The sequence below is a fragment of the Pseudochrobactrum saccharolyticum genome (assembly GCF_008801715.1).
GTDB classification, from domain to species: Bacteria; Pseudomonadota; Alphaproteobacteria; order Rhizobiales; family Rhizobiaceae; genus Pseudochrobactrum; species Pseudochrobactrum saccharolyticum.
In genome coordinates, this window is sequence record NZ_VZPG01000002.1 from 285,006 (window position 1) to 297,117 (window position 12,112).

General features: G+C 50.6%; 9 protein-coding genes and 3 tRNA genes. 9 read left to right on the top strand and 3 right to left on the bottom strand.

The window, feature by feature from the left end:
• Positions 1-102 precede the first annotated feature (102 nt).
• The 6 genes from kdpA (at position 103) to F7P81_RS07915 (ending at position 8,222) form a co-directional block, all read left to right on the top strand.
• Positions 103-1,800: a potassium-transporting ATPase subunit KdpA gene (kdpA, locus tag F7P81_RS07890; protein WP_151159114.1), complete on the top strand. Its 1,698-nt coding sequence runs from the start codon at positions 103-105 to the stop codon at positions 1,798-1,800.
• Between the two features lie 9 nt (positions 1,801-1,809).
• On the top strand, positions 1,810-2,016 hold the full coding sequence (locus F7P81_RS07895) for a hypothetical protein (protein WP_151159115.1): 207 nt from the start codon (positions 1,810-1,812) through the stop codon (positions 2,014-2,016).
• An 87-nt stretch (positions 2,017-2,103) separates the two neighbouring features.
• Positions 2,104-4,164 (top strand): potassium-transporting ATPase subunit KdpB, encoded by a 2,061-nt coding sequence (gene kdpB / locus F7P81_RS07900; protein WP_151159116.1) that lies wholly within the window; start codon positions 2,104-2,106, stop codon positions 4,162-4,164.
• A gap of 11 nt (positions 4,165-4,175) precedes the next feature.
• A complete protein-coding gene (gene kdpC, locus F7P81_RS07905; protein WP_151159117.1) occupies positions 4,176-4,739 on the top strand; it encodes a potassium-transporting ATPase subunit KdpC in 564 nt (187 codons plus the stop codon).
• Positions 4,740-4,770: 31 nt separating this feature from the next.
• Positions 4,771-7,530: a sensor histidine kinase gene (locus tag F7P81_RS07910; protein ID WP_183956637.1), complete on the top strand. Its 2,760-nt coding sequence runs from the start codon at positions 4,771-4,773 to the stop codon at positions 7,528-7,530.
• Positions 7,527-8,222: a response regulator transcription factor gene (locus F7P81_RS07915; protein WP_151159118.1), complete on the top strand. Its 696-nt coding sequence runs from the start codon at positions 7,527-7,529 to the stop codon at positions 8,220-8,222. The genes F7P81_RS07910 and F7P81_RS07915 overlap by 4 nt, the downstream gene beginning before the upstream one ends.
• A gap of 136 nt (positions 8,223-8,358) precedes the next feature.
• Here the strand turns inward: F7P81_RS07915 and F7P81_RS07920 are convergent.
• Positions 8,359-8,433: transfer RNA gene (locus tag F7P81_RS07920), tRNA-Asn, on the bottom strand.
• A 270-nt stretch (positions 8,434-8,703) separates the two neighbouring features.
• Positions 8,704-8,778: transfer RNA gene (locus tag F7P81_RS07925), tRNA-Asn, on the bottom strand.
• Positions 8,779-9,258: 480 nt separating this feature from the next.
• Here F7P81_RS07925 and F7P81_RS07930 point away from each other — a divergent pair.
• Together F7P81_RS07930 and F7P81_RS07935 are read left to right on the top strand one after the other, a co-directional pair.
• Positions 9,259-9,519 (top strand): hypothetical protein, encoded by a 261-nt coding sequence (locus F7P81_RS07930; protein ID WP_151159367.1) that lies wholly within the window; start codon positions 9,259-9,261, stop codon positions 9,517-9,519.
• A gap of 155 nt (positions 9,520-9,674) precedes the next feature.
• Positions 9,675-9,748: transfer RNA gene (locus F7P81_RS07935), tRNA-Cys, on the top strand.
• Positions 9,749-9,791: 43 nt separating this feature from the next.
• Here F7P81_RS07935 and F7P81_RS07940 read toward each other — a convergent pair.
• Positions 9,792-10,106 carry a hypothetical protein gene (locus tag F7P81_RS07940; protein WP_151159119.1) on the bottom strand — a complete coding sequence of 105 codons (315 nt, stop codon included), beginning with the start codon at positions 10,104-10,106 and terminating at the stop codon, positions 9,792-9,794.
• A gap of 1,551 nt (positions 10,107-11,657) precedes the next feature.
• Here F7P81_RS07940 and F7P81_RS17035 point away from each other — a divergent pair.
• Complete coding sequence (locus F7P81_RS17035) at positions 11,658-11,858, top strand: hypothetical protein (RefSeq protein ID WP_170265225.1); 201 nt, start codon at positions 11,658-11,660, stop codon at positions 11,856-11,858.
• The last annotated feature ends 254 nt before the right edge of the window (positions 11,859-12,112 follow it).

Here is a 12,112-nt window from a genome sequence, read left to right on the forward strand (position 1 = left end):
ATTGTCCTACGCATCGAAGCGGGAACAGAAATCAGTCCGGTGACTGATTTCCCCGCGTAGGCGCTTCGTACTAATGCTTTAAAAGACAGAAAGTATCTTCCAATGACTTTCAACGGAATATTGCAGATTACGATCCTGTTCGGGCTCACAATTCTGCTGGTGAAACCGGTCGGCGGGTATCTGACCCGCGTGTTTACCGGAGAACGAACCTTCCTCTCGCCGGTGATCGCACCGGTTGAACGCGGCCTCTATAAACTGGCCGGAACCCATGAAAAAGAAGAGCAACACTGGACGGTCTATGCGGCATCGCTGCTGATGTTCAGCATTGCCGGTTTTGTGGCGCTCTATCTGTTGCAGCGCCTGCAAGGTGCATTGCCTTATAATCCTGCGGGTATGCAGGCTGTGGAGCCGACATCTGCCTTTAATACGGCCATCAGCTTCATGACCAATACCAACTGGCAGGGCTATGGTGGTGAAAGCACGATGAGCTATTTCACCCAGATGGCCGGTATCACAGTGCAGAACTTTGTCTCTGCAGCGGTAGGTATTGCCGGTGCTATGGCGATTACCCGTGGTTTTGCTCGTTCTTCGAGCAATACAATTGGTAATTTCTGGGTCGATCTGACCCGCGCCACGCTCTATGTGCTGCTGCCGATCTGCATTATCGGCACGCTTGTGCTGGTCTGGCAGGGTGTGCCGCAAAATCTCAATGCCTATACGCTTGCGACCACGATGGAAGGTGCGCAGCAGACCATTGCGCAAGGGCCTGTGGCCTCGCAGATGATTATCAAACATCTGGGCACCAATGGCGGCGGCTTCTTCAATGCCAACTCAGCGCATCCGTTTGAAAATCCGACTGCACTGACCAATCTTATTCATCTGCTGTCGATTTTTGTGATCTCTACCGCCATGACCAATGTGTTTGGCCGTATGGTCGGCAATCAGCGTCAGGGCTGGGTATTGTTCGCGGTCTTCGGTGTGTTGGTGGTGCTGGGGACTTCGGTGCTCTATTGGGCTGAGGCCAGCGGTAATCCGCTGATGCAGGTTCTGGGCACTGTCGGCGGCAATATGGAAGGCAAAGAGGCACGCTTCGGCATTGCATTATCTGCCTTGTTCTCCGAAGTGACCACAGCCGCCTCTACAGGTGCGGTCAATAATATGCATGACAGCCTGATGCCGCTCGGTGGTCTGGTGCCGCTGTTCAATATGCAGATTCCAAATCTCGGCGGTATTGGTGCCGGTATCTATGGTATGTTGCTGTTCTTCATTCTGGCGATCTTCATTGCCGGTCTGATGGTTGGCCGCACACCGGAATATCTGGGCAAGAAAATCGAGGCCAAAGAGGTCAAGATGAGCCTGCTGGCCACGCTCGGACCATCGCTTGCCATTCTCGGTTTTGCTGCATTGGCTGTGGTTTTGCCGCAAGGGCTGTCGAGCATTCAGGATGCAGGCCCGCATGGTTTCAGCGAAGTGCTTTACGCTTACTCTTCCGGTGCCAACAATAACGGCAGTGCCTTTGCCGGTCTCAATGCCAATACGCCTTTCTACAATCTCACCATTGGTTTTGCGATGCTGATGGGGCGCTTTCTCCTCATTGTGCCGGTGCTGGCGATTGCCGGTTCACTGGCCGCCAAGAAAACCGTTCCTGCCTCTGCCGGTACATTGCCGACCGCAGGCCCGTTGTTTGTCGGTCTGGTCTTTGGTGTGACGATGATTGTCGGCGGTTTGACTTTCTTTCCGGCCTTGGCGCTGGGGCCGGTTGTCGAGCATTTCGCAATGCTTTCCGGTCAGCTGTTTTAAAGGTGCATGATGGCGAAGAATTCTTTTCTGATGAAGCAATTATTCCGTTCGAATACTGCACAGAAGAAAAATCTGTGCGGCTCCAATACCGCGCAGAAGCAAAATCTGCGCGGCACGGACAAGGATGATTGTCCCAAACTCACCAGTATCATGCTGATCCTTGTGCTGGCGATGCTGGCCGGTGTTTTCCTCGTGAAGGCGCTGACCGGAGTTTAAGTTAAAACATTAACTTATCACTCTACATCAATGAAAATTCTATGCAGTTTTGAATTAACTTGTATAAAATCAAGACGGAGGGCTCTCATGAGCCAGTCAAAATCTTCCAGTATTCTGGATGCCAAAATCCTGCTGCCTGCCATTGGCGGTGCTTTTCGCAAACTCGACCCGCGGGTGCTGGCGAAAAATCCGGTGATGTTTGTCGTTGCCGTTGTCACCGTGCTGACCACGGTGCTCTTTATCCGCGATCTGGCGGGTGGCGGCTCTGATCTGGGTTTCTCGTTTCAGATCATTCTGTGGCTGTGGTTCACTATTCTGTTTGCCAATTTTGCGGAAGCCGTGGCTGAAGGACGGGGTAAAGCGCAGGCGGAATCCCTGCGTCGCACCCGTACGGAAACCGAAGCAAAATTGCTCAGTGGCGACAGTAAAACCAATTACACTATCGTTGCAGGCAACAGCCTTAAGGTCGGCGATATTGTGTTGGTGGAAGCCGGAGACATTATCCCTTCCGACGGTGAGGTTATCGAAGGTGTGGCCTCGGTGAATGAGGCGGCTATCACCGGTGAATCCGCGCCGGTTATCCGTGAATCCGGCGGTGACCGTTCGGCGGTGACCGGCGGCACGCAAGTGCTGTCCGACTGGATACGGGTGCGTATTACCGCTGCTGCCGGATCGACCTTTATTGACCGGATGATCTCACTGGTCGAAGGCGCAGAACGCCAGAAGACACCAAATGAGATTGCGCTGAATATTCTGCTTGCCGGTATGACGCTGATCTTTGTTCTGGCTGTGGTGACCATTCCGAGTTTTGCCACTTATGCGGGCGGTTCCGTGCCGGTGATTGTGCTGGTGGCTTTGTTCGTCACGCTGATCCCGACTACAATCGGCGCTTTGCTCTCAGCCATCGGTATTGCCGGTATGGATCGTTTGGTGCGGTTCAATGTGCTGGCAATGTCCGGTCGTGCGGTGGAAGCTGCCGGTGATGTGGACACACTGCTGCTCGATAAAACCGGCACAATTACGCTTGGTAACCGTCAGGCGACTGAGTTCCGTCCCGTCACAGGTGTCAGCGAACAGCAACTGGCTGATGCGGCGCAGCTTGCCTCACTGGCCGATGAGACACCGGAAGGCCGCTCTATCGTCGTGCTGGCTAAAGAGAAATACGGCATCCGTGCCCGTGATATGGCAAGCCTTCATGCAAGTTTTGTGCCTTTTACCGCACAAAGCCGGATGAGCGGCGTGGACGTGGATGGCAGTATCATCCGCAAAGGCGCGGTGGATGCGGTGCTGAAATATGTCGAGGCAGAAGGCAGTAAAGCTTCTACTCCTGCCCAGCTACAGGAAATCCAGTCGATTGCCGCGCAAATTGCCAAGGCAGGCGGCACACCGCTGGCTGTGGTCAAAGACGGGCAGCTGATGGGCGTTGTCTCGCTGAAGGATATTGTCAAAGGCGGTATTCGTGAACGCTTTGCGGAACTGCGCCGCATGGGCATCCGCACGGTGATGATTACCGGCGATAATCCGATGACAGCGGCGGCGATTGCCGCAGAAGCGGGCGTGGATGATTTTCTCGCGCAGGCAACACCGGAGAACAAGCTGTCGCTGATCCGTGAGGAGCAGGCCAAGGGCAAGCTAGTGGCAATGTGCGGTGACGGTACCAATGATGCGCCGGCACTGGCACAGGCTGATGTGGGCGTGGCGATGAATACCGGTACAGTAGCTGCACGTGAGGCGGGCAATATGGTCGATCTCGACAGTGACCCGACCAAGCTGATTGAGATCGTGGAAATCGGCAAGCAATTGCTGATGACACGCGGTGCGCTGACAACCTTCTCGATTGCCAATGATATTGCCAAATATTTCGCGATTATTCCGGCAATGTTCCTCGCTTTCTACCCGCAGCTCGGCGTGCTGAATATTATGGGGCTGCATAGTCCGCAGAGCGCCATTCTCTCGGCCATTATCTTTAATGCGCTGATTATCGTGGCGCTGATCCCGCTGTCACTGCGCGGGGTTAAATATCAGGCGGTTGGTGCGGGCGCACTGCTGAGCCGCAATCTGATGATCTACGGTCTTGGCGGGATTATCGTGCCTTTCGTGGCGATCAAGCTGATTGACATGGCAATTACCGCTCTGGCTCTGGTGTAAGGAATAAACCCATGTTGAAACAATTACGTCCTGCTGTGGTGATGATTGTCAGTCTGACTGTGATTACCGGTATTGCTTATCCGCTGGCTATGACCAGCGTGGCGCAGACTCTGTTTCCCTCTCAGGCTAATGGCAGTCTGATCGTGACGGACAATAAGGTGATCGGCTCATCCCTGATCGGCCAGCAATTCACCTCCGAGCGCTATTTTCACGGTCGCCCAAGTGCTGCTGGCGATGGTTATAATGCTGCATCCTCCGGTGGTTCCAATCTGGCGCCAACCAGCGCTGCGTTACTGGATCGCGTAAAGACAGATGTGGCCAAGCTGAAGTCTGAGAATCCAAACCAGCCGGTGCCTGTTGATCTGGTGACAGCATCCGGCAGCGGGCTTGATCCGCATATTACGCCGGAAGCGGCTTTGTTCCAGATACCGCGCATTGCCAAGGCACGCGGATTGGATGAGGCCAAACTCAAAACATTGGTCGATGCTCAGATACAGGAGCGTTTGCTGGGCGTGCTGGGCGAGCCGGTTGTGAATGTGCTTGCGCTTAATCTCGCACTGGATCAGGTTAAATAAGACAGAACATGCAGAGTCCGGATCATAATTGATGAATGATGACAGTCAGCTGCAGGAAAGCATGCGCAATGGTGACAACAGACCGTCACCTGATGCGCTGCTCGCCAAAGCCGAACAGGAAACACGCGGCCGCCTCAAGATTTTTCTCGGGGCGGCTCCGGGTGTTGGTAAAACCTATGAAATGCTGATGTCCGGCCGTAGTCTTTTGGCTGACGGCGAGGATGTGGTGATCGGGGTTGTCGAGACGCATGGTCGTCAGGAAACACAGGCTCTGACCGAAGGCTATGAGATTATTCCCCGTGCGCGTGTCGATTATAAAGGCCATGTGCTTGAGGAGATGGATCTCGATGCCGTGCTGGCGCGCAGTCCCAAGCTGGTACTGGTGGATGAGCTGGCGCATACCAATGCACCGGGCAGCCGTCATCCCAAGCGTTATCTTGATGTTGAAGAACTGCTTGCCAACGGCATTGATGTTTATACCACGCTGAATATCCAGCATGTCGAGAGCCTTAATGATGTGGTGGCGCAGATCACCCGTATCCGTGTGCGCGAAACCGTGCCGGACAGTATTATCGACCGCGCAGATGATATCGAGATTGTTGATATTACACCGGAAGACCTGATTAAGCGCCTGAAAGAAGGCAAGGTCTATCTGCCCAAGACGGCGAAACGCGCGACGCAGAATTACTTTTCTGCCGGTAATCTCACAGCCTTGCGCGAACTTGCCTTACGGCGCACGGCGCAGCGTGTGGATGATCAGTTGCTCAGTCATATGCAGGCCAATGCCATTTCGGGGCCGTGGTCTGCCGGTGAGCGCGTGCTGGTTTGCATTGATGAGCAGCCGCATGGCGCGGCACTGATCCGCTATGCCCGCAGACAGGCTGACCGGCTGCGCACGCCGTGGACAGCGCTCTATGTGGAGACATCCCGCGCGGCAACGCTCTCGGAAGAAGAGAAAGACCGTATTGCCGCCACCTCACGGCTGGCAGAGCAGCTCGGCGGTGAAATTATTACGCTGACCGGCCATGATGTGGCGCAGGACATTATCAATTATGCTTTGGCGCATAATTTCAGCCATATTGTTATCGGCAAGCCGAATAAATCGCGTCTGCGTGAAATGTTTGAAGGGTCAGTCTCGCATGACCTGATCCGCAAGGCCGGTAATCTCAGTATTCATATTATTTCCGGTACGCAGCAGGAAGTTGTGCCGGTGCGTCAGGTGGCGACCGCAGAGGAGAAGGCGTTTTCACTACGGCCTTATCTGATGAGCCTTGGTTATATCGCGATTGCGCTGGTTGTTGGCACTTTGCTCGATCATGTGCTGGATGTGCGCAATATCGCGCTGGTGTTTCTGATGGCCGTGTTGGCGACGGCTGTGGCCTCCGGTCTGCGGCCTGCCTTGTTCGCTTCGCTGGTCAGTGCGCTTGTTTTCAATTTCTTCTTCCTGCCACCGCTCTACACTTTGCATATTGCAGGGCCGGAGAGTGTGATTGCACTGGCATTCTTCATTTGTGTGGCGCTGGTCGCCAGTAATCTGACTGCGCGTGTGCAGAGGCAGGCTGCTGCGGCGCGTAACCGTGCCAGAACAATGGAAGGGCTGTATCAGTTCAGTAAAAAGCTGGCGGTGGCGGGTACGTTGGAGGATGTGCTCTGGGCAACGGTCTATCAGATTGCGGCGATGCTGAAAGTACGTGTTGTCGTATTGTTACCGGATGAAGGAACGGCTAATACGTCTATTTCCGTACGTGCCGGTTATCCGCCGGATGATACGCTGGCCGATGCGGATATTGCCGCTGCCCGTTGGGCGTGGGAGCATGATCATGCGGCCGGACGTGGTGCGGATACTTTGCCTGGTGCCAAGCGCCTTTATCTACCGTTGCGTGCTGTCGGTAATACCATCGGCGTGGTCGGGCTGGATGATGATCGTCATGGGCCGATCCTGACGCCGGAGCAGCAACGTTTGTTTGATGCACTGGCAGAGCAGGCGGCACTGGCGATTGCGCGTATTCAACTGGTGGATGATCTGGATCGCGCTCAGCTCGCCGTTGAGGCAGACCGGTTGCGCTCGGCCTTGCTGACCTCGATCTCCCATGACCTGAAAACGCCGCTCGCTGCCATTCTTGGCGCTGCGGATACATTAAAAAGTTATTCCGGCTCTCTGCCTGATACTGACCGTGCAGAACTGCTGACAACTGTGGTGGATGAGTCCGAGCGGCTCAACCGCTTTATCGCCAATTTGCTGGATATGACGCGGATTGAATCAGGTGCCATGCAGCCGAATAAATCGCTGCATTATCTGGGCGATATTGTCGGGAGTGCTTTGAAACGTGCGGCGAAAATTCTGCAACATCACCGTGTTGAAACCGATATTGCCGCCGATCTACCGATGCTGAAACTTGATCCGGTTTTGTTTGAGCAGGTGTTGTTCAACTTGCTGGACAATGCCGCTAAATACGCACCGGAAGGCAGTCTGGTTTATATTCAGGGGCAGGCTGAGCAGGGCGATATTGTATTGCGCATCAGTGATGAGGGCGCTGGCATACCGGCGGGTGATGAATTGCGGATTTTCGACAGTTTCTACCGGGTGCGCAAAACCGATCAGGTGCGTGCCGGTACAGGGCTTGGGCTGGCAATCTGTAAGGGCTTTACAGAAGCGATGGGCGGCACCATTACAGCTGCCAATCGCAGCGATCACGGTGGTCGCAGTGGTGCTGTTTTTACAATCCGATTACCGCTTAGCAGCTGTGCTGAAATGATGAGCGGAACAGAAGAGGGATTATCTCCCCGATGACACAGAATATCGTCAAAATCCTTGTGGTGGATGATGAACCGCCAATCCGTAAACTTTTGCGTGTCGGGCTGGGGACAGAAGGTTTTTTGATCCTTGAGGCACCATCCGCGGCCATCGCCCGAGAGATTATGCGCGATGACCGGCCTGATCTGGTGCTGCTGGATCTCGGCCTGCCGGATATGTCGGGACATGATCTTCTGACGCTGTGGCGCTCGGAACTGATTGATCTGCCGGTGATTATTCTTTCAAGCCGCACAGATGAAAGTGGAATCGTCAAAGCGCTCGAGCTTGGTGCGGATGATTATGTGACCAAGCCATTTGGCATGAAAGAGCTGGCAGCGCGAATCCGCGTGGCACTGCGCCATAAATTGCAGGAGCAGGGCGAAAAGCCGGTCTTCCAAACCGGTAAGCTGTCGGTTGATCTGGTGAAGCGCATCGTACGGCTCAAAGGGCAGGAGATTAAGCTCTCGCCGAAAGAATATGATATTTTGCGGATCATGGTGCAGCACGCAGGCAAAGTGCTGACGCATAGTTTCATTCTCAATCAGATCTGGGGCGGCATGAGTGATGTGCAATATCTGCGCGTTTATGTGCGCCAGTTACGCCAGAAACTCGAAGATTCGCCAGATCAGCCGTTTTATATTCTGACAGAGACAGGTGTCGGCTACCGGTTGCGTGAGCCGGACGCTTAAATGTGATGGATTCGCCGGAGATTTTACAAAGTCTCTGGCGAAACGTATTTTATACGCGTCGAAAAGCACTGGCTAATAGAATTAGGATGATTTTTAATTAGGAGATTTGTGCAGCTTATAAACTCTTAAAGAAGAGTGGCTCCCCGGGCCGGATTCGAACCAGCGACCAACCGGTTAACAGCCGGTTGCTCTACCGCTGAGCTACCGAGGAATAGTTGCTCTGCATTTGCAATGACAGCCGTATAGCAATGCAAAATGCTCTTGCCAAGCCCTAATTTTGATATTGTACAGGAAAAAAGCAGATTTATGACAGGGAATATTGTTTTTCAGTTTGAAAGGCAGCGGTCATCATCTGAAAATGATAAAAACCATTTATTTCAAATAATTAGATGATGCGTGAAAACGAGCGATATTATTCGCAGTACAGGCATTTCTGATTTTAGCTTTGGAAATTTTATGCACGCTCTTTATGAGAAAAGAGTGGCTCCCCGGGCCGGATTCGAACCAGCGACCAACCGGTTAACAGCCGGTTGCTCTACCGCTGAGCTACCGAGGAACAGGTGCTCTTGCTTTCAGCGATTTGGCGTATAGCAAAAGCATTTTGGTTTTGCCAAGCCCTTTTTCGCTTTTCAATCAACTTTTTAGCGGAACTGTGGATGAGATATGCATTTCAGGTGTTAAAATCTGAAATATCGCAGTTTAAAGACGCTGCTTTGAGTGTTTCCAACATCTTAGAGTTGCTGGCGTCGTGCATTACACGCAACGCGTTGCGGAATCAGGAGCAATGATTATGCGCTCTGATTCCGCAACTTGGCGGATAGTATTTCATGATCCCATTCACAGCAGTCGTAATTTTCAGAAAAATGCAGCTTTGGTGGAAGTGGTATTTTTTTGAACAAAAGGACACTTATATAAGGGGCATATAAACAGAGAGAGTGCAGGTAGGGCAGACAGATTGCTGAAACCGGATGCTGATATAAATAATGCTGCAGAACAGCAGAGTACTGAAAGCGGGGAGGCTGCTACGCAGCACCGGATCAGATTGTTTGGGAAACATTTGCCGCTCCCGCAGTCTGTCTGGCTCAGGCGAATCCTCGGTGGCGGGCTTATTGTCGGTGGTGTATTCAGCTTTTTGCCGGTGCTCGGCGTTTGGATGCTTCCGCTCGGGCTGATCATACTTTCCCGTGATTCCAGCCGTATCAGACGGATCAGGCGCAAGTCTGAGGTTGGTTTGCTGCGCCGCTGGCGTGAATACAGAGCGCGCAAGAAAGCAGAGAAAGCAGAGCAGCAGGAGTAGCCGGCTTTTCCTGAGTGATTATTGTATGTGCTGTGAATAAAATCCCGGCTATCTGCATTATTTTGATAGGAAATTTAAAATTTCGCGGAAAGCATGGCGGGGGTACTTGACGAGTCATGCGGCTTAACCTATTCAGCACTCAACCACATACGGATGGCCTCGTGGCGGAGTGGTTACGCAGAGGACTGCAAATCCTTGCACCCCGGTTCGATTCCGGGCGAGGCCTCCAACTGCCATGCTTTGGTAGTGTAAGTAGGTGAGAAATAGCTCATTTATTTTTCCTTGTTTTTGTAGCGGAATTCCTCACCAGAGTTTGGGTGTGGCAGAATGCTGTCTAAACTTCCCCAATCGATCTTCGCAATAACCTGTCTTGCCAGCTTCGAACGCTGTGCGTTTCGCGTATAGATTTTGGACGTTTTGCTGTCCTTCCATCCAAACACTCCTTTGATGCTGAATGGCTTCCCGTGATCTTTGGTTACATAGGTTTCAGTGTCTACAGGACGCATTTTCAATACTGCATCGAGAATAGGATGCACCGGTAAATCCAAGGCAACCGGATTGCGGTTACAGTTTTTGAATACACGCAAACTTATAACATCGCCGAACCGGTGTTGCGGTTCTGCAAGATTGGATACTAAAGCTTATCATGTCAATGAGAATTGGTGAGCTATTTGATGCACTGACCAGCTTTATTAGATGGTTAAAATCCTCGGTATTGGGTGGTTATCACTTGTTAAAGCCTTGCGGTTATGAAGTGTTTATGGGTGGAAAATCTCTTTCACAGAGTTTTCCAAGAGTCTAGTTTTGGAATGGGATTCGTTTCCGTTCCAGGCGAATATCAAATGTACACATCATCAGAGTAAGAGCAATCAGTCACTTTATGTCGGTGATGACCCAATAGAGAACTGACAAAATCAGAAGCTTTGAAGACGTGCTGTATAGTGTGCAGACGACCAGGAACGGATTACAGATTGTTGCGAGTACAGTATTTGAAAAAATATAATTAGTTTTGTTTTCTCAGGGGAGCTGAAAAGGTATAACCTGTTTGCAAATCAAAGCGTACTTGGTTTTGAAGTTATACGATACCATAGCCTGTTGAAAACAGGGTGCAGAGTCGTAGGGAAATCTGCATACTAAGCGTAATTTATATGTGTATGCGAATATGTATGTGTGCTTTGCATGGAGTTTGATACAGGTGTAAAGGTCACGCCAAGCCTACCACGCCTCAAGTGAGTTTATATTTAAAGGGCAGTTATTATCACGTAGGCAGTTTTAATCCTATTTGGAGACAAAGAGCAGTACGCCTATGAAGAAAATTAATACAATTAACATCAACACAACTGTAACCCGCAACTCACATCCTCCATGTATATATTGATAATTATACATTTTTTTGATTCTCTGATATATAAATCAATTTTCTTCACTATATGCAACCATGCTAATGCGGGGGCCTTTTCTTTGAGAAAAATTCAATATGTGAGACCTCAATGACTTCATCTGACCTAATATTTGGTTTGAAGGCGAATATGTAAAAAATCCGAAAGCTGGGATGCTGCTGCCATATATGCCAGCAGCCATAAGATACTGGCGACATATCTTGAGGATGCAATCGTTACCACCTACGAAGATCAAAGCTTTAACCAAAAAATAAACTATAGATATTTACCGATATTTTTATTGGATGTAATCTTGCATTTTTTGTGTAGGAAAGTATCAACCTTACGATATTTGAGTAATGCGTGAGAAATAACTCTGCATGGGCTGTTAAATCACTGTAATGTGTCATCGTTATGACCGTGTATAGCTTTGTTGTAGCTTGAGGTTATTGATGTGAGTACTTATAAAAGTGGTCTGATGGCAGCATGTTTCGCTAAGATTTTTCGGTATATGCGCATATTGAAAAATTATTTGGTTTTCAGGCGAGGTTTGCAAATGCTAGGTTATCGTAGGCTCAGCATATCATACGGAAGATGTAGCCAATTACCAATGCCCGATCCAGTCAGTAAAATCATTCCCAAATATCTATCAATCATGGAAACGCTCATAAAACTTGAAGGATGAGTATCATCCGGCATTTTTACCGACATCGATATATGTCACGGTAACAGCCAATCCTGTGAGCGCTGACAATCATAATGGTTGGAACATTTGCCACCGGGGCATATTTTTTTATTAAGCACATGCCAAGGGTAAGGCGACAAGAATATCAGCTTTCAATATGTCGCTGGTTTGGTAATCAGAAGGGCAATTCAGGCTGTTTTTTATCTGGTGAGCAAAATGGTGGCACGCAGGAGGCAGAGTTGAAAGTCGCACATATTGCGACGCAGGCAATTTAAAGTGGGGCAGGGATCAATTGAACGAGAATCGGTCTGAATAAGCATTACTCTGTGTGTTGAGTAGTGCGGCCTCCGTGACCAGTGCCAACAATCGCGCGATAGCCGAAGTTCAGCCTAATCAGGAAATGGCTGTTTATTTAGCTAACAATAACACTAATGCAGGCAGGACATCGCTACTCATAATACCTGAGGTAAGAGAGCAGGGTGTAGGTAATGAAAGATAAGCTTGTTGATCAAATAACAATAGGTATAGT